Below are 23,644 nucleotides of genomic sequence, written 5' to 3'. Positions count from 1 at the left end.
CGCCCCCGGACGGACGGCGACTCAGAGGTGCTGGTCCGTGCGGTGCGCGAGCACGGTCAGCTCATGCCGGGTGCGCACGTCGACTTTGGCGAAGACGCGCCCGCCGTGCACCTCCACGGTCCGCACCGACACCTGCAGTGCGAGAGCGATCTCCCTGTTCGTTCGCCCCTCGGCCATGAGCAGGGCGACGTCCAGCTCCCGCGGGGTGAGGATGGGCTCCCACATCGCACGGCACACCTCCAGGGGCGAGTGCTCCGGATCCCGCTCCGGCGCACCGGCGCCCGCAGCGGAGGGCAGCCGACTCGCCCCCAGTGCCCGAAGCCGCCGGCCGACCATGCCCCGCCACGCCAGGGCTCCGGATTCCTCGAACAGGCTGAGCGCCGCGCGCAGGTGCCGCACGCCGCGGCCGCGGTCGCCGCGCGCCACGGCGGTCGACCCCAGCATCGCCTCGACCCTGGCGCGTTCGAACGGCGAGCGGATCCCCCGGCTCTCCGCGGCCACGGCCTCGAGGTCCGTGCGCCAGGACGACTCCCGCGCGGAGCGGACGCGCTCACGCAGCGTTCGCGCGAGCGCGGCCTCGGGCGGCTCCGGCGCCATGCAGGCCCCCAGCGGACCGACCTCGTCCAGTCCGGGAAGCCCGAGCCGCTCCGAAGGCATGCCCCGATCCGCCCGGAGCGCCATATGCACAGCGGCCTCGTCACTGCGCCCCCGCAGATACGCGTCGATCGCGCGGTCCACGAAGCCGTCGGAGTCGTGCGTCCACGGCGAGGCCGCGGCGAGCTCGAGCGACAGCCGTCCGATACGACCCTCGACGGCGAGTTGGAGCCGACGGCACAACGCCGCGGCGACGCCGCCGAAAGGGAGCGCCACCGGGAATTCCGCGGCGGAGGCGCTCAGGAGACCGTACGCGGTGCCGATCCGCCCTGCCCAGACGTGCAGCAGCACGTCGGCGACCGCACGCCGGGCGCGCAGCAGCGGGGCGCGCGCGTGCAGGCCGAGCAGGGGTCCGGCGCCGACGGTCGGCTCCGGATCCGCGAGGGTGCGGATCCCGGCATCCGGATCGCCGTCGAGGCCTGTGCGGAGGGCGTCCGTCACGCGACGGAGGGGATCGCCGTCACCGACCGCGCCGTCGGCGCCCGGCACCAGAGCCATGAGCCGGCGCAAGTCTGGCCCACGGTCGCCGAGGCCCGCGCCGAAGGGTGCGCTCAGCACCGCGGCGAGTCCGCACCCGCGGCCGATCGCCTCGGCTGAGACCCGCGGATCCGGCGCCGGGGGCGTGCCGTGCCGCAGGACATGCGCCAGGGCGAACGCCGTCGCCGCCTCACCGCGACACCCGCGATCGATGCGCAGCGTCTGTGCGAAGCGCTCCAGGGCGTCCCCGATCCACCCTCCCGCCAGGGCCGCGTATCCGCTGAGCAGCAGAGCCCTGGCGTGCGGCGACGTACCGGGCGACGCGTGCTCCGCGGCCTCCGTCGCACACGACCAGGCGCGCCCCGCGTCTCCGTCGTGAAGCGCAGCGCGTGCGCGCGCGAGGAGCGGTTCGACCAGTGCCGGATCGCTCACCACCGCGCCGCGAGCACGATGCCACAGTGCGGCCTCGCTCTCTCCCATGCCCGCGAGGACCCGCGCGAGCAACTGGTGAGCACGCAGGCGCTCCTGCGGCGTCGCTGCGGCGAGCACCTGGACGCGCAGCTCCGCATCGGCGAACCGGAAGCGCCCGCCGCGCAGTCGGGCGAGGCCGGCGAGCGGCGACTCCGGGATCCGGTCGGGCGCGCATCTCGCGATCGCGCACAGGACCTGCACCGATCCGGTTCCGCACAGCGCCAGCGCGAGCGCCCGCCCCGGATCCGCATCGCGCGGAAGAACGCGTCGGGCATGCGCGTCCCCCGCGCGGATCGCCGGAAGCGGATCCGGCAGAGCCCGCCATCCGTGCCGCTGCTCCGGATCCAGGGCCGCAAGAACCGCCGCGGATGCCGCCGTGCGGCCACCGCACGCGCGGTCGATCGCCGAGCGCACGTGCGGAGCGACGTCGTGGACGCCTCCCGGCACGGCGGAGGCGTCCGCCTTCCCCTGCCCGGCCGGGGATCTTCTCCCCGCTCGCGGATCGCGCGGTCGCGCGCTCTTCGTGTCCCCCATCGCGCAGCCCCCCGCTGTGCTCGACCGTGCGCCTCGTCGCGCACGCGCTCGGATGCCAACAAGGGCACTCGACCCCCACCAAGGTTCTTGAACCCGGTCGAAGAACTGCGATCGACGCGGCAGAACACGAGAGAGGCCTGGAAACCAGCGTTCCCAGGCCCTCTCTGCGAGAGTCACGGCGCCGCGATGCGGCGCGATCCGATCTACTCCTCGTCGTCCTCGCGCGGCTTGACGTACGGGTCGGCCTCGCCCGCGAACGAGGCGGAGGCCGCGATGCCGGCGACCTGCTCATCGCGCTCGCGCGCCTGACGCAGCAGATCGTTGATGTGGTCGGCGTTCTCGGGCAGAGCGTCGGGGATGAACTCCAGCGTGGGCACGAGGCGCACGCCGAGCTGACGCCCGACCTCCTTGCGCAGCAGCCCGGTCGCCGCGGTGAGCGCGGCGCCAGACGCGACGCGCTCCTCCTCCGTGCCCAGCACGGTGTAGAACGCGGACGCATGCTGCAGATCACCCGTGACGCGCACCTCGGTGATCGTCACGAAGCCGAGGCGCGGATCGCGGAGCCCCTTCTCCAGCCGCTCAGCGAGGATGACGCGGATCCGATCCGCGAGTCGTGCCTGTCGTTCTCCGGCCATGTCCTTACCCTCTCACTCTTTCGCCCGCGCGGAACGCGAGCGGGGAGCAGGATGGCATCCTGTGGCGACCGTCGGGGTGCCCGCGAAGCGGGCCGGGCCCCCGAAAGGCCGACACAGGATGCCATCCTGCACAACCACGTGCTTACGCGCGCGGCTTCTCCACCATCTCGGTGGTCTCGATCTCGTCACCGATCTGGATGTCGTTGTACTTGCCCAGGCCGATACCCGCCTCGAAGTCCGTACGGACCTCGGTGACGTCGTCCTTGAAGCGGCGCAGCGACTCGATGGCCAGGCCATCGGCGAGGACGATGCCGTCGCGGATGACGCGAGCCTTGGCGTTGCGCGTGATCGTTCCCGACCGCACGATGACACCGGCGATGTTGCCGAACTTCGAGGAGCGGAACACCTCGCGGATCTCGGCGACACCCGACTGGACCTCTTCGAACTCCGGCTTGAGCATGCCCTTGAGGGAGTTCTCGATCTCGTCGATCGCGTTGTAGATGACCGAGTAGAACCGCACGTCCACGCCCTCGCGGGACGCGGCCTCACGGGCCTTCGGGTCGGGACGGACGTTGAAGCCCACGATGATCGCGTTGTCGATCGTCGCCAGGTTCACGTCCGACTCGGTGACGGCGCCGACACCGCGGTGGATGATGCGCAGCTGCACCGAGTCGTCGACCTCGATCTTGAGCAGCGACTCCTCCAGCGCCTCGACGGCACCGGACACGTCGCCCTTGATGATGAGGTTGAGCGTCTCGACCTTGCCCTCTTCGAGAGCACGCGTGAAGTCCTCGAGCGAGATGCGCTTGCGGGCCTTCGCCAGCTGCGCGTTGCGCTCGACGGCTTCGCGCTTCTCCGCGATCTGACGGGCCATGCGGTCCTCGTCGGTCACGATGAAGACGTCGCCGGCACGCGGGACCGAGTTCAGACCCTGCACCTGGACCGGGCGGGACGGAGCTGCGGCCTCGACCGCATCGCCGTTCTCGTCGATCATGGCGCGGACGCGTCCGTATGCGGTGCCCGCGACGATCGCGTCACCGATCCGGAGGGTTCCGGACTGGATCAGCACAGTCGCGACCGAACCGCGGCCCTTGTCGAGCTTCGCCTCGATGGCGATGCCTCGCGCGGCCTTGTTCGGGTTCGCGGTGAGGTCCAGACCGGCATCAGCGGTGAGCAGAACGGCATCCAGGAGCTCCTGGATTCCGGTGTTCGCACGCGCCGAGACGTCCACGAAGATGACGTCTCCGCCGTACTCCTCTGCGACGAGTCCGTACTCGGTGAGCTGCTGACGCACCTTGGCCGGGTTGGCCTCGGGCTTGTCGACCTTGTTGACCGCGACCACGATCGGCACGTTGGCCGCCTGGGCGTGGTTCAGCGCCTCGACCGTCTGCGGCATGATGCCGTCGTCGGCCGCGACCACGAGGATCGCGATGTCGGTCACCTGCGCACCACGGGCACGCATGGCGGTGAACGCCTCGTGACCCGGGGTGTCGATGAAGGTGATCGCACGCTCGATGCCCTCGTGCTCGGTCCACACCTGGTACGCACCGATGTGCTGCGTGATGCCGCCGGCCTCGCCGTCGATGACGTTGGTCTGGCGGATCGCGTCGAGCAGTCGGGTCTTACCGTGGTCGACGTGACCCATGACGGTGACCACCGGGGGACGGATCTCGAGGTCGTCCTCGCTCTCCGCCTCCAGCTCGGCCTCGAGGTCGAGACCGAAGCCCTCGAGGAGCTCCTTGTCCTCGTCCTCGGGCGAGACCATCTGGATGGTGTAGCCGAGCTCGGCGCCGAGAACCTCGAACGTCGCCTCGTCCAGCGACTCGGTGGCCGTGGCCATCTCGCCGAGGTTGAACAGGATCGTCACGAGCGTGCCGGGCTGCACGGTGTAGCCGCGCAGGGCCTCGAGCTTGTCCGCGAAGTCCGCGATCGATGCGCCACGGCGCAGGCGGATGATCTCGCCGTTGCCCTTGGAGACGTTGACCCCGCCGACGACCGGCGCCGACCGCATCTCGAACTCTTGCCGCTTCGCCCGCCGCGACTTGCGCTGCTTGCTCTTGCCGCCGCCCTTGCCGAATGCGCCGGCGGTGCCACCACCGGGGCCGCGGCCTCGGCCGCCACCACCGCCGGGACGACCGGCGAAGCCGCCGGCCGGAGCGCCACCGGGGCGCTGGAAGCCGCCGCCCGCGCCGGCACCGGCGCCGCCGGGACGACCGGGACCGCCGGTGCGCTGCTGGAACGGAGCGCCGGGACGACCGCCGCCGCCGGGACGACCGGGACCGCCGGCACGACCGCCGGGACCCGGGCGGGGTGCGCCGATACGCGGGGAACCGGGGCGCGGAGCCTGCGGACGCGGGATGTTGCCCGGCGTCGGGCGCGAGCCCATGCCCTGCTGCGAGGAGAAGGGGTTGTTGCCCGGGCGGGGACCCGCCGGACGCGATCCCATGCCCTGCTGCGAGGAGAACGGGTTGTTCCCCGGACGCGGCGCGCCGGGGCGCGGAGCGCCGGAGCCACCGGGCTTGGGTGCGGACGACTTCTCCGCGGAGGGCTCAGCCGGAGCGGCAGGCGCGGCCGGGGCAGCGGGCTGCTCCGCAACCGGCGCCGGAGCCGGCTCGGCAGGCTTGGCCGGACCCGGCTTGGGGCCGGGGGTCGGCGCCTTGGGGCCGGGCTTGGGCGCGCCGGAGGACGCCGCGGCAGGCGTGGCGCCGCCGGGCTTCGCGGCCGGGGCGCCCGCAGGCGCAGCACCGGTCGGCTTGCCGGCCTCGATGGCGGCGCGCAGTTTGCGCGCGACCGGAGGCTCGATCGTAGATGAGGGGGACTTCACGAACTCGCCGAGCTCCTTGAGCTTCGCGAGTGCGAACTTGCTGTCGACGCCGAGTTCAGCGGCGATCTCGTGCACGCGTGGTTTACCAGCCACAATTCTCCTGTCAGGGTCGGTCCGCCCTGGCAGGGCAGACCACTAGTCGCGGACGGGTCTCATTTCGAGCCGTTCACTTTGTTTCCATAGCCGTTCAGCCGTTTCTCGAGGGTCTGCGTGTTCTCTGCTTCCGGGAATTCCATTGCAGCGGACACACGGAGCGCACGGGCGAAGGCGCGTCTCCGCAGGGCGGTGACCACGCACTCCAGCGCCGGATGCACCCACGCACCCCGCCCCGGCAGCACGGCCTGCTCGTCGAAGACGAGCTCACCGTTCCGGATTGCCACCCTGAGCAGGGCGGTGCGAGATGCACGAGCGCGGCAACCGACACACGTTCGTACGGGTTCCATCTTACACCTCGGATCTCAGGCGCTTGTTCGCGAGCGAAGGGAGGCTTCTTCTCAGTCGCTTCACTTCCTCGCTCAGCCTTGACCCGTGACGCATCAACGCGACTGCGTCGCATCGCTCCGTCACGCGTCGAGAATCGAGTCCGGCTGGATGTCGATCTTGGCGCCGGTGAGCTTGGCGGCGAGGCGGGCGTTCTGGCCCTCCTTGCCGATCGCGAGCGACAGCTGGTAGTCGGGGACCAGGGCGCGGACGGCCTTGGTGCCGGAGTCGAGCACGAACGCGCTGGTCACCTTCGCGGGCGAAAGAGCGTGCGCGACGAACGTCGCGAGGTCCTGGTGGTAGTCGACGATGTCGATCTTCTCCCCCGCCAGCTCCTCGGTGACCGCGCGGACCCGTCGGCCCATCTCGCCGATGCATGCGCCCTTGGCGTTGATGGCCGGGTCGTTCGCCTTCACCGCGATCTTGCTGCGGTGCCCCGCCTCACGGGCCAGCGCGACGATCTCGACCAGGCCCGCGGCGATCTCCGGCACCTCGAGCGCGAACAGCTTGCGCACGAGTCCGGGGTGCGTGCGGGACACGGTGATCGCCGGACCCTTCATCCCCTTGGCGACGGAGGTCACGTACACGCGGATGCGCGTGCCGTGCGCGTACTCCTCGCCGGGGACCTGCTCCTCGGGCGGGAGGATGGCCTCGACGGATCCGAGATCGACGTGGATCATGCGCGGGTTCGGACCCTGCTGGATCACGCCGGCGACGATGTCGCCCTCCTTGCCGCGGAACTCTCCGAGCACGGCGTCGTCGGCGATGTCGCGCAGACGCTGGCCGATGACCTGCTTGGCGGCGAAGGCGGCGATGCGGCCGAAGTCGTCGGGCGTCGAGTCCTCCTCGCCGATGATCGCGCCCTCGTCGTCGCGCACGGGGACCATGACGGTCACATGACCGGTCTTGCGGTCGAGGTCGACGCGGGTGCCCTCGGTCAGCACGCCCTCTTGGGAGTCGTGCTTGGCGTAGGCGGTCAGGACGGCCTGCTCGATGATCGCGATCAGCTCGTCGAAGGGAATCTCCTTCTCCCGCTCGATCGTGCGCAGCAACCCGAGATCGATATCCATGACGGCCTCCCTGTTCAGCTCTCGTCGGCGCGCACCCGCACGCACGGCATCCGTACAACGATACCCTGGCCGGACCCCCCTCGGCGAAGTCCCCCGGTCGCCGGGTCGGGGACGACGACGGCGAGGACGCCCCGAGGAGGACATGTGCCCGAGTTCGACACGATCGTGATCGGTGCCGGCATGTCCGGCGCGACCGCAGCACGGCTGCTCGCCGACGCGGGACAGCGCGTGCTGGTGCTGGAGGCGCGGAACCGGATCGGCGGACGCATGCACACGGACCGCCAGGCGGGCTTCTCCGTGGACCTCGGCGCGTCCTGGATCCACGGGATCGAGGATTCCCGCCTGTGGGAGCTCGCACAGGCGCTCGACCTGCCGACGATCGAGTTCACCGTCGGCAGCTTCCAGGCGGGCGGGCGCCCCATCGCCGACTTCGACGGTTCGGGGAGCCGGATGTCCGCGGCGGAGAGCGCGCAGTGGGTCGCCGACGTCGAGACGGCCGATCGCGCCCTGGAGGCGGCGATCTCCCGATCGGCTCCCGGCGATACCTACCTCGACGTGACGGAGCGCGCGCTGGACGGGCTCGAGCGCCGCGAAGACGCCCTGGATCCCGAGCGCATCGACGAGATCCGGGAGTTCTTCCGGCACCGCGTCGAGGAGCAGTGCGGTGCCTGGATCGGCGACCTCGACGCCCACGGGCTCGACGAGGACACGATCGACGGCGACGAGGTGGTGTTCCCCCGGGGCTACGACGAGCTGCCGCAACGCATCGCGGCAGGACTGGACGTGCGGCTCGAGCACGTGGCGCGGCGGATCGCGCGCGTCGCGGACGGTGTGCGCGTCGAGACCGACCGCGGCGTGTTCACCGCGGCGCAGACGATCGTCACCGTGCCGCTCGGGGTGCTGAAGGCGGGCGCGATCGCCTTCGAGCCGCCCCTGCCCGCCGAGGTCGCGGATCCGATCACACGGCTCGGCATGGGCGTGTTCAACAAGGTGTTCCTGCAGTTCCCCGAACGCTTCTGGGAGGACGGCGCCTATGCGATCCGCGCTCTCGGCGAATCAGGCGAGCACTGGCACTCCTGGTACGACGTGTCCGCGATCAGCGGGCGGCCGACGCTCCTGACCTTCGCCGCGGGCCCCTTCGGGAGGCATGTGCAGACGCTCACCGACGACGACGCCGCGGCGGATGCGGTGGCGGCGCTGAGACGGCTCTACGGCGAGGCCGTCCCGGATCCGATCGCCCGCTGGATCACGCGCTGGGGCGAGGATCCCTTCTCGCACGGCTCCTATTCGCACGTCGCGACCGGATCCTCGCACCACGACCACGACGCGCTCGCGGGCCCGGTGGACGGCGTGCTGCACTTCGCCGGCGAGGCCACCTGGGGCGAGGAGCCCGCGACGGTCGGCGGCGCCTACGCGTCCGGCGCGCGCGCCGCGGAGCGGGTGCTGGGGCGACCCGCCGACCTCGCCGCCTTCGCCGAGGGGATCCTACGCGCCGAGGCGTGAGCAGGGCGGTACCGCTCGCGCTGCTTTGGTTCTACAGTGCTGTCATGGAGGCCGCGCTGGGGGCTCCGACTACCCGAGGGCCGTGGACGACCGGGACGATCGTCCACGCGGTGCTGACGTGCGCGCCGTGATCGCGCCGCTCGGCGCCGAGCCGTCGGGCCGTGCGCTGGACGCGCTCACCCCGCGCGAGCTCGAGGTGCTCGCGCTCATGTCCGAGGGCTGGTCGAACGCGGCGATCGGCGAGCACCTGTTCCTCTCCGAGCGCACCGTCGAGACGCACATCGGCGGCATCTTCGCCAAACTCGGCATCGAGGACTCCCCCGACGGCAACCGTCGCGTCCGCGCCATCCTCGCGTATCTGCAGGCCCCCGCCCGCTGAGCATCGCCCCTCCTGAGTTCCACTCCATCTCCGGGTCGTCCCCATGAGAGGACCCCATGGCGTCCTCTCATGGGGACGACCCGGAAGTGGAAGGGTGCGTTCAGGCGGAGGGGGCGGAGCGGGCGGAGCCGAACCGGTTGACCGCCCCGATGAGGCGGAAGAGGTTCCCGACCGAGCGCTGGTCGAGATGCAGCGACAGCCGCGGCAGCTCGACGCGATCCTTGTCGGCGAGTTCCGCGGGCTGCGGACCACAGGCCTCGATGCGGCCGGAGGACAGCATCGATCCGAACTGCTCGTTCAACTGCACGATCTCGTCTGCGGTCGGCTCCGCGCGCAGACGGAGGACGAGCAGGTCCCCCACCCACCGCAGCGAGTCGTAGTTGCGCCAGAACCCGGTGACGACCGCCGCCGCCTCGGTCACGGAGTCGGTGATCTGCACGCGGTCGAAGTCGCCGGGCGAGATCACGCCGGTCGGCGCGAGGTCCTCCTGGACGAAGCGCTCCAGACCCCGCCAGAACGTTCCGCCCGGTTCGTCGAGCAGCACGATCGGCATGGGCTCCGCCTTGCCGGTCTGCTGCAGCGTGAGCAGCTCGAACATCTCGTCCAGGGTGCCGAAGCCTCCGGGCAGGCAGATGAATCCGCCGGACTCCTTCATGAGCATGAGCTTGCGCGTGAAGAAGTACTTCATCGCCACGACGTGCTCCTGCTCGGCGACGATCGTGTTGGCCTTCTCCTCGAACGGGAGCCGGATCGACACCCCGAGGGAGCGCTCAGGGCCCGCTCCCTCCGCGGCGGCCTGCATGATCCCCGGCCCCGCGCCGGTCACCACCATCCAGCCCTCCGCGGCGAGCGCCGCCGCCACATCGCGCGCCTGCCGGTACAGGGGGTCGTCCTGCGCAGTGCGGGCGGATCCGAAGACCGTGACTTTCGGCACACCGTGGAACGGAGCGAACAGCCGGAAGGCGCTGCGCATCTCGGAGAGGGCGGCCGAGGCGATCTTCAGATCCAGCCGGTCCGTGCCGTCCTCGCCGAGCAGCACGGCGGTCTGCAGCATCCGGAGCACCAGGCGCCGATCGGCATGCACACCGGCGTCGTCGAGCACGGCGTTGATCTCGGCCCTGAGGGCGGGAGGCAGGATCTCGTCGGTCATGCCTCCAGCGTGTCATGCCCCCTGCGCCGGCGGACGCCGCCGCGCGGAGCAGCCCTCGCCCGCGGCCGTCAGTCCGCGGCAGGCCAGGGCATGGGGCGCTCCGGCAGGCGCGCGCTGTCGTCGGGGAGGTGCGGCAGCGACTCGCCGCCGGCGCGGATGCAGAGCCAGCGCAGCTCGCCCGGACTGTCCGGACGGGCGCGCCAGGTGCGCGGCACGCCCTGGCCGACGCGCACGACCGAGCCGGGCCCGACCTCGACGACGTCGTCGCCGACACCCATCTGACCGCGTCCGGCGAGGAACACGTAGAGCTCCTCGATCCGCGCATGCGTATGCCAGTAGCCCGCCTCCTCACCGGGGACCAGGGCGTTGGCGGTCATGCCGATGTACTGCATCGTGAGCTCGTGGTCGACGACGCGCCGTCCGTCGCGCGAGCGCGTCTCGTCGAACCCGCCGTGGAAGGCCCGCCACTCGTCGGGGCTCCCGATGCTCATCACCTGATAGTCGCTCATCCGCTCTCCTCCTCCGCGCCCTGGCGCGTACCCTCGCCACCGCTCCAGGACCGGAGCCAGCGATCTCCCTCCCGGGTGTACACGATGCGGGTGTGCCTGCGATCCGTCGCGCCCTGCCAGAACTCGATCCAGGTCGGAACGATCCGCCAGAGCACCCAGTCCCCCTCGGCGACACCGGCTCGCGCCTCCGCCGAACGCGCCGCGAGATCGGCGGCGATCTCCTCCGCGGAGGCCTCGATCACCGGCCCGCGCACCCGCACGGCGCGCAGCACCGGCTGCCACCAGAAGTTCAGCGCAGCCGCCGGGTTCGCCGCGAGCTGGCGGCCTTTGGCGGAGGACCGCGTGCCCGCGAACGCCCAGCCGCGCTCGTCCATGTCCTTGAGGATGAGGGTGCGCGCGTCCGGAACACCGTCGGCGTCGACCGTCGCCAGCGTCACCGCATGAGGCTCGGCGACGCCGGCCTCCGCCGCGTCCGTGATCCAGTTCAGGAACAGCGCGAGCGGATCGTCCGGCACTGCGTCGGGATGCAGCGCAGGCGCGGATCCGGTGAGCGAGGGGCGTGCTCGCAGCCAGGCGGCAGGAGTGGTGTCCATGCCCCCCATCCTGCAGGACGCGCGCCCGCCCAGGTCTCAGCGCCCCGCGAGCCGCGCCACGGCCGCGCGGATCTCGTCGTGCGGGAGCGCGACGCTCTCATGACCGTCGCGGCCGACCATGTCCTCCGCCGCGACGAGCGCGTTCCAGACCGCCTCGTCGACCGCCTGCACCGCCGCGGTGAGGAACGGATCCATCCGCCCCCACGGCACGAAGCGCAGCTGCTCGTACTCGGCGCGCTCGTCGGAGGGGAACACCGAGCTCAGCGCCCCGGGGTTCGCGGTCGACAGCGCCAGCACGATGTCTCCGGAGAAGTGGCTGCCCGCCGTTCCGCTCCGGCCGAGGCCCAGCGCCCCGCGGCGGGCGAGCGCCGCGCACTGCCCCGGCAGCAGCGGCGCGTTCGTGGCGATCACGACGATCGCGGATCCGGCCCCGCCCACCGCGCGTCCCGCGGCCCGGTCCTGGGCGAACCAGTCGGTGTCGCCCATCGGGTTCGGCGCCGCGGTCTGCCGCCCGAGCGGGATGCCGTCCAGGCGCAGCTCCGCGCGCGAGCCGAAGTTCGCCTGGATGAGCGCGGCGACCACGTACTCGTCCTCGCCGTGGTGCACGACCCGGGAGGCCGTGCCGGTGCCGCCCTTGAAGCCGTAGCAGTTCATGCCGGTGCCCCCGCCGACGTTGCCCTCCGCGACCGACCCCGCCGTCGCCGTATCCAGCGCCTGCACCGCGTGCTCCGGTCGCACGTGACCGCCGTTGATGTCGTTGAGGTAGCCGTCCCACGTCTCCCCCACGACCGGCAGCAGCCACTGCGCGGCCAGGTCCGGGCGGTTCGCGGCGAGCCAGGCGTCGACGCCGGCGTGCACCGGGCCGACGCCGTGCGAGTTCGTGATCGCGATCGGCAGCGCGACGGATCCGGACTCGTCGATCCAGCTGCGGCCGGTGAGTTCGCCGTTGCCGTTGAAGGAGTGCACGGCCGCCGCGCACGCATCGCCGACGCCGGCACGCCCGCGAGGCAGGATCGCGGTCACCCCGGAACGCACCGCGTGGGCGCCCTCCCCCGCGATGAGCGTCGTGAAGCCGACCTCGAGCCCTGGGACGTCCGTGATCGCATCCAGCGCACCAGGCTCGCCGTCGAACTCGATGCCGAGATCGCGGGCGCGCGGGCGCCCCTCCGGCTGCGGCGAGGTGGGATACGACGTCATGGAGTCTCCGATCGACTTTGAACGATTGTTCAGAATCTTACGACAGATCGTAGCCAATTGCTTGACAGGATCGACTTAACGCTCTTGAATCACTGTTCAAGCGCCGTTGCTGTCCCGATGCGACGGCGGATCGAACCAGGAGCCGATGATGTCTCGACCTTCCCCCGCCGATTCCGCGGTCGCCGCCCCGGCCGACGCCGCCCTCACCGGCGGCACCGCGCTCGCCCGACGCCGCCTGGGCATCTGGGCGATCGTCTTCTTCGTGATCTCCGCCGCGGCGCCGCTCACGGTGGTCGCCAGCGCCGCTCCCACCGACTTCCGTCTCGCGGGGATCGGCGGCCCAGGGGCCATGCTCGCCTCCGGCATCGTGCTGATGCTGTTCGCGGTGGGGTTCACCGCGATGTCCCGCTACGTCCGCAACGCCGGCGCTTTCTACATCTACGGCTCGAAGGGGCTCGGCAAGCCGATCGGGATCGGGATCGTGTTCGTCACGATCTTCTCCTACGCGGCCCTCTGCGTCTGCTTCTACGGCTTCGTGGGCTTCTTCGGCGAGATGACGTTCTCGGCGCTGTTCGGGATCGACCTGCCGTGGACCGTCTACGCGCTCATCGCCTTCCTCGCGGTCGGCATCCTCGGCTATCGCAAGATCGACGTGGGCGCGAAGGTCCTCGCCGTCCTGCTCACCGCGGAGGTCGCGATCCTGCTGATCCTCGCGATCGGCGTCCTCGCACAGGGCGGTCCGGAGCCGATCTCGTTCGCCGCCTTCGCTCCGCAGAACGTGTTCTTCGCCGCGGGCAGCGGTGCGCTGTTCGTGTTCGGCTTCGGCGCTTACCTCGGCTTCGAGAGCACCGCCATCTACACCGAAGAGGCGATCCGCCCCACCCGCACGGTCCCGATGGCGACCTACATCGCGATCGCGTTCCTCGGGATCTTCTACGCCTTCACGTTCTGGATCCTCACGGTCGCCTTCGGCGTGGACGGCGTGCTCAAGCTCGCGCAGGAGGACACCTTCCAGGACATGGTGTTCAACGCCGGCGACCAGTACCTGGGCCTCTGGGCGTCGATCACGATGCGCGTCCTCATCGTCACGAGCTTCTTCGCCTGTCTGCTCGCGTTCCACAACGCCTGCACCCGCTACCTGTTCTCGATCGGCCGCGAGCGGCTGCTGCCCGCCTGGCTCGCCCGCACGCAGATCAAGACTCAGGCCCCGCACCACGCGAGTCTCGTGATGAGCATCGTCTCGCTCGCCGCGATCGTGATCACGCTCGCCACCGGTGCGGATCCGTTCCTCGGCTTCGCCCTGCCGGTGTACTCGGTGGGCGTCGCCGGCCTCGTGTTCGCGCAGGCGGTCGCGGCGATCGCCGTCGTCGGCTTCTTCCTGCGCGACCGTCGAGGGCACAGCGTCTGGCGCGTGATCGTCGCGCCGGCGCTCGGTGCGATCGGCCTGATCGTGGGATGGATCCTCATCGCGACGAACTTCGGTCTCGTCTCCGGGGTCGAGGGTCCCATCAACATCGCTCTGCTGGCCCCGACCCCTGTCCTGTTCCTCGCCGGGATCGTGATCGGCTTCGTCCTCAAGGCCCGCAACCCGCGGCATTATGCTGAGCTGACCACGGTGGTCGTGGACGACGAGGGCTGAGCGCCGATATCCGGACGCGACGGCTCCGACAGTTCGCAGGAAGGGGTCGCCGTGCCGGCACCGCACAAGCACAGCGCACGTCGTGCCGAGCTCATCTCGGCCACCCGCCGGGTCGCCGGCCGGAGCGGGCTGAATGCGACGAACGTGCGCGCGGTCGCGGCCGAGGCGTCGGTGAGCGCCGGCAGCGTGCTCTACTACTTCTCCAGCTTCGACGACCTCATGTACGCGACCGTCGAGGGCGTGCTGGAGGAGATGTACGAGCACCGCAGGGTGATCGCGGAGCAGGAGCCGGATCCGATCCGTCGGCTCGCGAAGCTGGTCGAGGCTGGTGTGCCCGATGAGATCAGCGACCATCTGCGGATGGCGTACGAGAGCATCCCGCTGCTGCGCGAGCAGCCCCAGTACCGTCCGCTGCATCGCTCGATCGTGGAGCGCCAGGTGAGCCTCTACCGCTCCACGATCGAGATCGGGGCGGCGCTCGGCGTCTTCCGGCCCGCGGCGGAGCTCACCGTGATCGCGCGCAACATCGTCGCGCTCGAAGACGCGTACGACCTCTACCCGTTGATCGGCCTCGAGCACGGCGCCACGACCTACCGCGCGAACATCCTCTCCTACGCGTCGCTCGCGCTGGGCTGCGAGATCACGGCGGACTGACCCTCGCGCACGCGGAAGGCCCCGGGATCCGATTCGGATCCCCGGGGCCTTCGCAGTGCGGGAACGGGATCAGCGCGCGGTGAGCGCCTGCAGGGCCTCCGCGAGGGAGACGGTGTCGCGCTCGCCGCTGCGACGATCCCACAGCTCGACCTGGCCGTCGGCGGCGCCGCGGCCGACGACGAGCACGCGCGGCACGCCCACGAGCTCGGCGTCGCCGAACTTGACCCCGGGTGAGACCTTGGGGCGGTCGTCGTAGAGCACGTCGAGACCTGCGGCCTCGAGCTGAGCCGCGGCGTCCGCGGCCACCTCGAACGCGACCTGGTCGCGACCCGCGGCCACCACGTGCACGTCGAACGGTGCCACGGAGGCGGGCCAGATGAGCCCCTTGTCGTCGTTGTTGAGCTCCGCGATGATCGCGAGGATGCGGGTCACGCCGATGCCGTAGGAGCCCATCGTGACGGTCACGAGCTTGCCGTTCTCGTCGAGCACCTTGAGCCCGAGCGCGTCGGCGTACTTGCGGCCGAGCTGGAAGACGTGACCGATCTCCATGCCGCGCGCGAGATGCACGGGGCCGGATCCGTCGGGTGCGGGGTCGCCCTCGCGCACGTTGGCGATCTCCACGATGCCGTCCGCGGAGAAGTCGCGGCCCGCGATCACGGAGTGCGCGTGCTTCTGATCGATGTTCGCGCCCGTGATCCAGCTCGTGCCCTCGACGACGCGGGGGTCGAGGAGGTACCTGATCCCGGTCGCGGACTCCTCGCCGAGGATCGCGCCGGTGGGCGACCACGGGCCGATGTAGCCCTTGACCAGCAGCGGGTGCTTCTCGAAGTCGTCGGGGGTCGCCGGCTCGATCTCGGCGGGGGCGAAGGCGACCTCCGCGCGCTTCTCGTCGACCTCGCGGTCACCGGGGATGCCGATGACGACGAGTTCGCGGGTGCCGTCGAGGTGCGTGAGCGCGAGCACGACGTTCTTCAGCGTGTCGGCCGCCGTGAAGTCGCCTTCGAGGTTCGCGTTCGCATGCGTCACGAGCGTCTCGATCGTGGGCGTGTTCGGCGAGTCGAAGATCACGGGGGCGCTCGCCGCATCGAACGGGAGGGGCTCGGGGATCGCGGTCGTGTACGCCTCGACGTTGGCCGCGTAGCCGCCCTCAGAACGCACGAACGTGTCCTCGCCGACGGGCGTCGGGTGCAGGAACTCCTCGCTGCGGGATCCGCCCATGGCGCCGGCATCGGCCTGCACGATGACGTACTCCAGGCCCAGGCGCTGGAAGATGCGCTCGTAGGCGTCGCGCTGCGCCTGGTAGCTGACGTCGAGACCGGCATCGCTGGCGTCGAAGGAGTAGGCGTCCTTCATCGTGAACTCGCGGCCGCGCAGCAGGCCGGCGCGGGGCCGGGCCTCGTCGCGGTACTTGTCCTGGATCTGGAAGATCGTCAGCGGCAGGTCCTTGTACGAGGAGTACAGGTCCTTCACGAGCAGCGTGAACGCCTCCTCGTGCGTGGGCGCGAGCAGATAGTCGCCGCCCTTGCGGTCCTGCAGTCGGAACAGCAGGTCGCCGTACTCGTCCCAGCGGCCGGACGCCTCGTATGCCTCACGCGGCATGAGCGCCGGGAAGTGCACCTCCTGGGCGCCCGCGGCGGCCATCTCCTCGCGGACGACCTTCTCGATGCGCGCCTTGACGCGCAAGCCCAGCGGAAGCCAGGCGAAGATGCCGGATGCCTGCGGTCGGATGTATCCGGCGCGGATCAGCAGCTTGTGGCTCGCGACCTCGGCGCCGGCCGGGTCTTCGCGGAGCGTGCGGAGGAAGAAGTTCGAGAGACGTGTGACCACCGGACAAGTCTACTGACGACGATCGCCCCGCCTGTGCGGGTTGCAGAGGCGGGGCGATCGGCAGGTCGGATCAGTTCAGCGCGCGCGTGCTCGCCGGGATGACCCCGCCCGCGTAGAGCTCTGCCGCGTTGTCCTGCAGCGCGGTGAGGGCGACCCGCTGCGGCAGCGGGCCGAAGGAGATGCGGGCGGCGCCGAGCGCCTCGTACTCGGTGGAGGTGAGCGCGCCGGGCAGGCCGATCACGCTGACCTTGCCGTGACCGATCCCCTCGACGAGGGCGCGGGTGGTGTCGGCGTCGAGGATCCCCGGCACGAACACCGCGGTGGCACCGGCGTCCAGGTAGGCCCGGCCGCGCGCGATCGCGTCGGCGACGGACTCCTCGACGGGGCGGCCTCCGCCGCGGACGAAGGCGTCGGTGCGGGCGTTGAGCACGAACGGAACGCCCTCGGCCTCACCGGCACGGATCATCGCCTCGACATCGGCCGCGGCCTCGGCGAGGGGGCGCAGCCGGTCCTCGACGTTCGCACCCACGACGCCCGCGCCGATCGCGAGGCGCACGGTCTCCCCCGCGTCGCCGTAGCCGTCGTCGAGGTCGGCGGTCACCGGCAGCTCGACCGCGGCGGCGATGCGGCCGACCATGTCGAGCATGAGCTCGCGCGGGATCGCACCGTCGGCGTAGCCGTAGGAGGAGGCGATGGAGTGGCCCGCGGTGGCGATGGCCGTGGTCTCGGGCAGGGCGGCGATCGCCTTGGCGGAGACGACGTCCCACACGTTCACGACGCGGAGGATCTCGGGGGCCGCGTAGAGCGCGGCGAGGGTGCGGGCCTTGTCGGCAGAGGTGGTCATGGACACAACGCTAATACCCGGCTCGGACGCGGAGGGCGGCCTAGGCTGAACCCATGCCGCAGCGCCGATCGCACGTCGCCCCGTCCGCCGCACAGAGCGAGCTCGCCACCGCGCTCGCGGCGCTGCGCACCGAGATCGGTGCTCCTGCGGAATTCTCACCCGAGGCGCTCGCGGAGGCCGCGTCGGCCTCGGCGCCCTTGCCGGACCTGGACCTGCGCCACATCGCGTTCGCCACGTTGGACCCGGCCGGATCCATGGATCTCGATCAGGCCTTCCAGATCGAGCGGAGCGGATCCGGCTACACGGTCCGCTATGCGATCGCGGACGTCCCGTCGTTCGTGACGGCGGGCGGCGCGCTCGACGAGGCGGCCCGCGCCCGCGGCGAGACGCTGTACGCGGCCGACGGCACGATCCCGCTGCATCCGCCCGTGCTCAGCGAGGATCGCGCCTCGCTGTTGCCGGATCAGGACCGCCCCGCGCTCGTGTGGACGTTCGCCCTGGACGCGGCCGGAACCGTCACCGACACGCGGCTGGAACGTGCGCTGATCCGCTCCCGCGCGAAGCTGGACTACATCACGACCCAGGCGGACCTCGACGCAGGCAGGGACACCCCGGCCGCGCTCCTTCCTGAGGTCGGGCGCCTGCGTCTGGCGCAGGAGGCGCAGCGCGGCGGTGCGAGCCTGAACCTGCCCGACGATGAGGTCGTGCGCAAGGACGACGGCACCTACGCGATCGAGCGCCGCACGCCCCTGCCGATCGAGGACTGGAACGCGCAGCTGTCGCTCATGACCGGCATGGCCGCGGCGCAGCTCATGCTGCAGACGAAGGTCGGCATCCTGCGGACCATGCCGCAGCCCGACGACGCCGCATTCGACACGTTCCGCCGGCAGACCGAGGCGCTCGGCGTGCCGTGGACGGCGGGCCGGTACGGCGACTACCTGCGCGGCCTCGACCGGGACGATCCGCGCACCCTGCCGATCCTGGAGGCCGCATCCGCGCTGTTCCGCGGCGCCGGCTATGTCGCGTTCGACGGCGAGGTCCCGGCCGAGACGACGCAGGCCGCGATCGCCGCGCCCTATGCCCACGCCACCGCTCCGCTGCGGCGGCTCGTTGACCGCTGGTCCCTCGCGATCTCGCTCGCGGTGAGCCACGGCGAGGAGATCCCCGCGTGGGTGCACGAGAGCATGGCGCAGGTTCCGGATCTGATGCGCGCCGCGGCGCAGCGGTCGTCCACGCTGAACTCGCGCACGCTCGACCTCGTGGAGGCCGCCGTGCTCGCGCCGCACGTCGGCGAGACCTTCCCCGCGGTGGTGATCCGCCGCAACGGCGAGCGCGGCACCGTGCAGATCACGGAGCCGCCGGTGACCGCCTCGATGGCGCTGCCGGATTCGGCGGCCGCGGGCGCGACCATCCAGGTGGTGCTGAACTCCGTCGACGTCGCGAAGGGGCAGGCGGCCTTTGCGGTCGTCTGAGGGCTCCGCGGACGACCTGAGCGCGTGGCTCCGCAGTCACGCGCATCGCCTACGCACGGTCGATCCGGATGAGGACGACGACGCGGACCTCGAACCGCTTCTCGGCATCGTGGGCGATGCCCGCGTCGTCGCGATCGGCGAGTCGATGCACCGCGTCCACGAGTTCTTCGCGCTGCGCGACCGCGTGTTCCGGTTCCTGCACCGGCGCGCCGGGTTCACCGCCCTCGTGACGGAGAGCGGGCTCCCGGAGGGAGGACGCGTCGACGAGTGGATCCGCACCGGGCGCGCTGGCCTGCGGGACACCCTGCGCGAAGGCGTCTCCTACGGCTTCGGCGCCTGCCAGGAGATGCTCGACCAGCTCACCTGGATGCGCGAGCGCACCGCGACCGGGCGATCGGCCCCGCGCTGGTACGGGATGGATCTGCCCGATTCCTCAGCGAGCGCGCTGCCCGGGATCCTCGCCGCGCTCGGTCTCCTCGACGAGGCGGATCCGCACTACGCCGCGCACATCCGAGAGACCCTGCTGCCGCTGTTCGGGTATCTCCCCGACGACCGCACAGGCCTGGCACAGGCCGCGCCCTCCATCCGGGCGTATCTGGCGCTGCCCGCGCCGGATCGGGCGGTCATCACGGTCGGCATCGCCGATCTCACCGCACGCATCCGGGCACGTCGGCGCGAGCAGATCGCGGCGCTCGGCGGTGGCGCCGTGGCGGAGCAGCGGGTGGACTTCGCGATCCGCGCCGCCGAGAGCGCCAGGGCGGCCGATGCGTTCCTGCAGGCGATGACCGCGGGCCCCACCCGCACCTGGCCCGCCGCGAACATCCGCGACGAGTGGATGGCCGACACCGTGGAGTGGGTCCTGCAGCGGGAGCCCCGCATCGTGGTCTCGGCGGCCAACGGGCATGTGCAGCGGACCCCGTTCTCCGCTCCCCCGTTCGTCCCGGATCCGATGACGACCATGGGCGGGCACCTCTCGGACCGGCTCGGCGACGACCTCGTGGTGGTCGGGACCGCGTTCGGCGGCGGCGAGCAATGGCTGCATCGCCCCGATCCCACGGATCCCCCGGGGCATTCCCGCCCCTTCGTCGCGCCGCTCGCATCGCTCGATCCGTCCAGCCTGGACGCGGCGCTGGAGCGATCAGGCATCGACGATGCCGTCATCGACCTCCGCACCGCGCCGGAGGCGGCCGCCATCGCGCTCGATGCCACCACCGGATGGCACAACGGCGACGTGGTCCAGCCGGGCCGCGCACGCGACGCGTTCGACGCGGTGGCGTTCATCCGGTCGGTGACCCCCTGGCGGACCTGGATCGACGACCGCGGGCTCGATCGGCGCTGACCGTTCTGCGACGCCCGTCTCGCGGGCGGTCGCCGAGGCGGCGCGCGCTCTCGCCGCTGCCGCACGGCGCGACGGCCTCTCCCGCGGACGCCGAGCGCGTCCTGCGCGCGATGTGGTGATCGGGCGGACTTTCCATCCGCAGCTGCGCCGGGCGCGACACCGCCGCCTCCGCGACTTCGATCCGCATCGAGCGGCGCTGCTCTCCGCGCCACTGCTGATCGGCGACCACTCATCGTTCGCCGCGCAGATCGAACGAGAGCTCGATGTCGCCGGAGGTCGCGTCCACGAGGGCCACGTGCGCTGACGATCCGCACAGTCAGCCCTCGTTCGAAGTTCTTCCCCGATCTTGGATCGTCTCTCCGAATGTCGGTGGTGTTCGAGAGAATGGAGCATGGAACTCTTCACCGACATCGAGGCACAGGTTCAGGCCCTGCGCGCGCTGCTCGGTGATGCCCTCGAACCGATCGATCTCATCCCGCTCATCGAGCGGCTCGACGATGCGCAAGCAGTCGATGCGCTCACGGCGGCGACAGCGCTGGTCCAGAGCGGGGAGAGGATCCGGGCGGCGGTCACGGGCGTCATCGCGGCCCGTTCTTCCCGCGAAGCCGGGCAGAACGGACTCGCCCAGTCCCGCGGACACAGGAACGTCGCCTCCCTCGTGCAGGAGATCACGGGCTCGACGAGGGCCGAAGCCGGCCGGCAGGTGCGCATCGGCGAGTCGCTCCGCACCTCGGCAGTCGCGGCGGCTTCCTCGGTCCCGGCCGCCGGCGACCAGTTTTCGGACGACGAATCGACTCGCGCGGAGAAGCCGGTCACGCCCTGGCACACAGAGCTCGATCGTGCCCTGCTCGACGGGCGGATCACGTCGGCGCAGCACGACGCGATCCGTCAGGGGCTCGCAGATCCTCCGCTCTCCGACGAGACCGAGCACGAGTGCGAGCACGAGCCGGAGTGCGACGAGACCGAGCACGACGCGCTCCTGCGCGAGCTGTGGGAGGTGGCCGCCGACCAGCTCATGGCTGCCGCGGCCCACGACACTCCGGAGATGCTGGGCTCGGCGGCGCGCACGATCCGCGATCGGCTCGACCCCGAGGGTGCGGCCCGACGATTCCAGGAACGCTACTCGCGGCGCTCGTTCCGCGTGTGGACCACGGCCGACGGTCACAAGCGGGGCGCGATCGACTTCGATGACGAAGGCTACGCGTGGGCGACCACCATCATCGCCAACGCCATGCGCCCGCGGACCGGCGGCCCCCGCTTCGTCGACGCCGAGGAGAAGGCCCGCGCGCAGGCTCTGACCGACGATCCGCGCACGAACGACCAGCTGACCTACGACCTGCTCCTCGATCTGCTCCGCACCGGCGCTCTCGCCGACGCCCCGGCCGTGTTCGGTGCGCGACGTGCGGGAGTCCGCATCGTCCAGGTCGTGAACGGCGACGGCATCGCAGATCCGATCGCACATGCGGAGGACCACCTGCACTCATTCCCCTCGGCGGTCGCCCAGCAGCAGACGTGCGATGTCGGCGCTGTCAGGGTCACGGTCGATTCCCGTGGGAACCCGCTCGACGTCGGCCGCGAACACCGCCTCTTCACGCCCAAGCAGCGCGTCGCGCTCGCCATCCGAGACGGTGGATGCCGATGGACAGGCTGCGATCGCCCGGCGTCCTTCGGCGAAGCGCACCACATCGACGAGTGGGTCCGCGATGACGGGCGGACCGACATCGACCGCGGCATCCTGCTGTGCAGGTTCCATCACATGCAACTGCACCATGGCGGCTGGCGGATCACCCGCCGCGAGAAGGAAGACTTCGTCCTTCATCACCCTCGCGGGCAGACCTTCGCGCTCCCGTCCAGACCTGCCCTCCGATACGCCTGGGCGGGCGTCCGACCATGGCGGAAGCGGTTCCGCGCGGCGGCGTGACGGGATCGCGGAAAGCGATCAGTCGCGAGCCCAGGTGATCTCGTCACGGCCGGCCCGCTCACGGCTCGTGCCCGCGGACGAGACGTCCCCGGGGGCATGGGAGGCACGACCGAACGCGGTCATGGTGGTGGCCTCCCAATGAGGCGGGATCTGGAACTCGGCGGCGAGCGCGTCGCGATCGAAGGCCCGGAACTGGTGCGCGTCGAGTCCGAGATGAAGGCCCTGGACGGTCATGTGGGCGACGGCCTGACCGAGGTCGTAGCCGGCGAACTCCGAGTACGCCCAGTCCACGGTCCCCTCGACCAGCACCTGCGTGCAGTTCACCACCAGCAGCGACGCATCGGGCGCCCACATCGATGAGCTCCGCGCGAGATGCGGCACGAGCCGCCGGTGGATCGCATCGCCCCGGCGAGCGACGAGGAACATCCAGGGCTGGCCGTTCCCCGCCGACGGCGCCATCCGCGCCGCGTCCAGCAGCGAATCGACGTGCGCGGCGCCGATCTCGAACTCCGGGTCGAATCCGACCGGGCTGAATCTGCCGGCCAGCGCCGGGTGCACAGCGGGAGCGGCCGGGACCTCGCAGATCGTCATGCTCCCAGTCTGACGCGAACTACGCCGGCACAGCCGAGGTCTTCATGACCAGCAGCTGCGGATCCGTCAGATCCAGCGACACCCGGATCGACGCGAACTCCGCGAGCGACGACACGTGCGTGCCGCCGCAGAGGATCGATGCGGTGCCCTCTGGCAGCCCGCACACCCAGCGACGGCGATCCACGATCGTCTCGCCGTCGACCTCGATCCGGCTCGATGCGCCGGACGCCACCCAGGCGGCGAGCTGCGCGTTGATCCGATCCTCGCGCTCCGCCAGAGTCGCGGCGAACCCCTCGGTATCGAACCCCGCCTTGCGCAGGCTCTTGCCGAGCCGGTACTCGTCGACCGAGCCGCCCTCGTCGATGAAGCTCGTCTGGTTCGCGCGGCTCTCGAAATCGGGAGTGCCGAGCGCATCGGATCCGGGATCCTTGCGCCACAGATCCGCGACCGCGAGATCCAGCGCCAGCGACGCGAGGTGACAGGCGGTGTGCCCGCGGCTCAGCCCCGCACGACGCTCCGCATCGACCGTCGCCTCGGCCGAGGCGCCCGCCGCGAGCGCCGAAGGAACGGCCTCGACCCGGTGCCCGACGAGCCAGGTCCAGCCCTCGGCACCGCGCTTGACCGGGATGTCCGCACCGACCGCGACCTCGCCCTCGTCGCTCACCGCCGCCATGACCGCTTCGGTCACCGCGACCTCGACGTCATCCACGCGCAGCGCACCCCGATCGCCCGGCTGATCCGGCCAGGTGTGGTCGACGGGGTGGAACGGAGTACGGTCCAGCACGACCACCGCTCCGCCCTCCGCCGGATGCACGCCCACGACGCGCGCCGACTCGACGAGGGACCCCGAAGGGAAGGTGACGACGGTGCTGTGCGACACG

Annotated in this window: 20 protein-coding genes; 7 read left to right on the top strand and 13 right to left on the bottom strand. The window is 71.2% G+C overall.

Features of this window, described 5'->3' with window-relative positions; all coding sequences use genetic code 11:
- Positions 1 to 21: 21 nt before the first annotated feature.
- From CQ044_RS02960 to nusA, 5 genes are all read right to left on the bottom strand, one after another.
- Entirely contained in the window at positions 22 to 2,049 is a 2,028-nt protein-coding gene (locus tag CQ044_RS02960) for a helix-turn-helix transcriptional regulator (RefSeq protein WP_146116723.1), read from the bottom strand.
- A 290-nt stretch (positions 2,050 to 2,339) separates the two neighbouring features.
- Positions 2,340 to 2,771 carry a 30S ribosome-binding factor RbfA gene (gene rbfA, locus CQ044_RS02955; protein ID WP_105686728.1) on the bottom strand — a complete coding sequence of 144 codons (432 nt, stop codon included), beginning with the start codon at positions 2,769 to 2,771 and terminating at the stop codon, positions 2,340 to 2,342.
- Between the two features lie 142 nt (positions 2,772 to 2,913).
- Positions 2,914 to 5,688 (bottom strand): translation initiation factor IF-2, encoded by a 2,775-nt coding sequence (gene infB, locus CQ044_RS02950; RefSeq protein WP_235281839.1) that lies wholly within the window; start codon positions 5,686 to 5,688, stop codon positions 2,914 to 2,916.
- Positions 5,689 to 5,747: 59 nt separating this feature from the next.
- Positions 5,748 to 6,038 (bottom strand): YlxR family protein, encoded by a 291-nt coding sequence (locus tag CQ044_RS02945; protein ID WP_082076906.1) that lies wholly within the window; start codon positions 6,036 to 6,038, stop codon positions 5,748 to 5,750.
- 120 nt (positions 6,039 to 6,158) lie between these two features.
- Entirely contained in the window at positions 6,159 to 7,145 is a 987-nt protein-coding gene (nusA, locus tag CQ044_RS02940; RefSeq protein WP_045273841.1) for a transcription termination factor NusA, read from the bottom strand.
- 144 nt (positions 7,146 to 7,289) lie between these two features.
- On the opposite strand from nusA, the gene CQ044_RS02935 reads away from it, so the two are divergent.
- Together CQ044_RS02935 and CQ044_RS02930 are read left to right on the top strand one after the other, a co-directional pair.
- Positions 7,290 to 8,648, top strand: coding sequence for an FAD-dependent oxidoreductase (locus tag CQ044_RS02935; RefSeq protein WP_105686727.1), 1,359 nt, complete (start codon positions 7,290 to 7,292; stop codon positions 8,646 to 8,648).
- 118 nt (positions 8,649 to 8,766) lie between these two features.
- A complete protein-coding gene (locus tag CQ044_RS02930) occupies positions 8,767 to 9,027 on the top strand; it encodes a helix-turn-helix transcriptional regulator (protein ID WP_258133140.1) in 261 nt (86 codons plus the stop codon).
- A gap of 100 nt (positions 9,028 to 9,127) precedes the next feature.
- Here the strand turns inward: CQ044_RS02930 and CQ044_RS02925 are convergent, their stop codons facing one another.
- The 4 genes from CQ044_RS02925 to CQ044_RS02910 form a co-directional block, all read right to left on the bottom strand.
- Positions 9,128 to 10,177: a TIGR00730 family Rossman fold protein gene (locus CQ044_RS02925; RefSeq protein ID WP_105686725.1), complete on the bottom strand. Its 1,050-nt coding sequence runs from the start codon at positions 10,175 to 10,177 to the stop codon at positions 9,128 to 9,130.
- A 68-nt stretch (positions 10,178 to 10,245) separates the two neighbouring features.
- The gene (locus CQ044_RS02920; RefSeq protein WP_105686724.1) at positions 10,246 to 10,686 is read right to left on the bottom strand and encodes a cupin domain-containing protein; all 441 of its coding nucleotides are present in this window, start codon (positions 10,684 to 10,686) and stop codon (positions 10,246 to 10,248) included.
- Positions 10,683 to 11,279 (bottom strand): pyridoxal 5'-phosphate synthase, encoded by a 597-nt coding sequence (locus tag CQ044_RS02915; protein ID WP_105686722.1) that lies wholly within the window; start codon positions 11,277 to 11,279, stop codon positions 10,683 to 10,685. Before CQ044_RS02915 ends, CQ044_RS02920 begins: the two co-directional genes overlap by 4 nt.
- 36 nt (positions 11,280 to 11,315) lie before the next feature.
- Positions 11,316 to 12,476, bottom strand: coding sequence for a P1 family peptidase (locus CQ044_RS02910; RefSeq protein WP_105686721.1), 1,161 nt, complete (start codon positions 12,474 to 12,476; stop codon positions 11,316 to 11,318).
- A 148-nt stretch (positions 12,477 to 12,624) separates the two neighbouring features.
- Here CQ044_RS02910 and CQ044_RS02905 point away from each other — a divergent pair, with 148 nt between their 5' ends.
- Both CQ044_RS02905 and CQ044_RS02900 read left to right on the top strand, forming a co-directional pair.
- On the top strand, positions 12,625 to 14,115 hold the full coding sequence (locus CQ044_RS02905) for an APC family permease (protein WP_105686719.1): 1,491 nt from the start codon (positions 12,625 to 12,627) through the stop codon (positions 14,113 to 14,115).
- 51 nt (positions 14,116 to 14,166) lie between these two features.
- Positions 14,167 to 14,769, top strand: a complete 603-nt coding sequence (locus CQ044_RS02900; RefSeq protein ID WP_181158162.1) for a TetR family transcriptional regulator — start codon at positions 14,167 to 14,169, stop codon at positions 14,767 to 14,769.
- 69 nt (positions 14,770 to 14,838) lie between these two features.
- Here the strand turns inward: CQ044_RS02900 and CQ044_RS02895 are convergent, their stop codons facing one another.
- Positions 14,839 to 16,596, bottom strand: coding sequence for a proline--tRNA ligase (locus CQ044_RS02895; RefSeq protein ID WP_105686716.1), 1,758 nt, complete (start codon positions 16,594 to 16,596; stop codon positions 14,839 to 14,841).
- Positions 16,597 to 16,666: 70 nt separating this feature from the next.
- On the bottom strand, positions 16,667 to 17,440 hold the full coding sequence (locus CQ044_RS02890; RefSeq protein WP_045273848.1) for an isocitrate lyase/phosphoenolpyruvate mutase family protein: 774 nt from the start codon (positions 17,438 to 17,440) through the stop codon (positions 16,667 to 16,669).
- Between the two features lie 53 nt (positions 17,441 to 17,493).
- Between CQ044_RS02890 and CQ044_RS02885 the strand changes: the two genes are divergently transcribed.
- The 3 genes from CQ044_RS02885 to CQ044_RS02870 all read left to right on the top strand — a co-directional run bounded on the left by CQ044_RS02885 (position 17,494) and on the right by CQ044_RS02870 (position 22,172).
- Positions 17,494 to 18,912: an RNB domain-containing ribonuclease gene (locus tag CQ044_RS02885; protein ID WP_105686714.1), complete on the top strand. Its 1,419-nt coding sequence runs from the start codon at positions 17,494 to 17,496 to the stop codon at positions 18,910 to 18,912.
- Positions 18,899 to 20,251, top strand: coding sequence for an erythromycin esterase family protein (locus CQ044_RS02880; RefSeq protein WP_105686713.1), 1,353 nt, complete (start codon positions 18,899 to 18,901; stop codon positions 20,249 to 20,251). The genes CQ044_RS02885 and CQ044_RS02880 overlap by 14 nt, the downstream gene beginning before the upstream one ends.
- A gap of 391 nt (positions 20,252 to 20,642) precedes the next feature.
- Positions 20,643 to 22,172 carry an HNH endonuclease signature motif containing protein gene (locus CQ044_RS02870; RefSeq protein ID WP_105686709.1) on the top strand — a complete coding sequence of 510 codons (1,530 nt, stop codon included), beginning with the start codon at positions 20,643 to 20,645 and terminating at the stop codon, positions 22,170 to 22,172.
- Between the two features lie 18 nt (positions 22,173 to 22,190).
- Here the strand turns inward: CQ044_RS02870 and CQ044_RS02865 are convergent, their stop codons facing one another.
- Entirely contained in the window at positions 22,191 to 22,763 is a 573-nt protein-coding gene (locus CQ044_RS02865) for a nitroreductase family protein (protein WP_105686708.1), read from the bottom strand.
- Positions 22,764 to 22,782: 19 nt separating this feature from the next.
- Complete coding sequence (locus CQ044_RS02860) at positions 22,783 to 23,643, bottom strand: hypothetical protein (RefSeq protein ID WP_105686706.1); 861 nt, start codon at positions 23,641 to 23,643, stop codon at positions 22,783 to 22,785.
- Position 23,644: the final 1 nt, after the last annotated feature.

Origin of the sequence: Microbacterium sp. MYb64, from assembly GCF_002979495.1 — a bacterium.
GTDB classification, from domain to species: Bacteria; Actinomycetota; Actinomycetes; order Actinomycetales; family Microbacteriaceae; genus Microbacterium; species Microbacterium azadirachtae_A.
The sequence above is the reverse complement of the archived record's forward strand: the minus strand, read 5'-3'. Positions and strand labels throughout refer to the sequence as shown.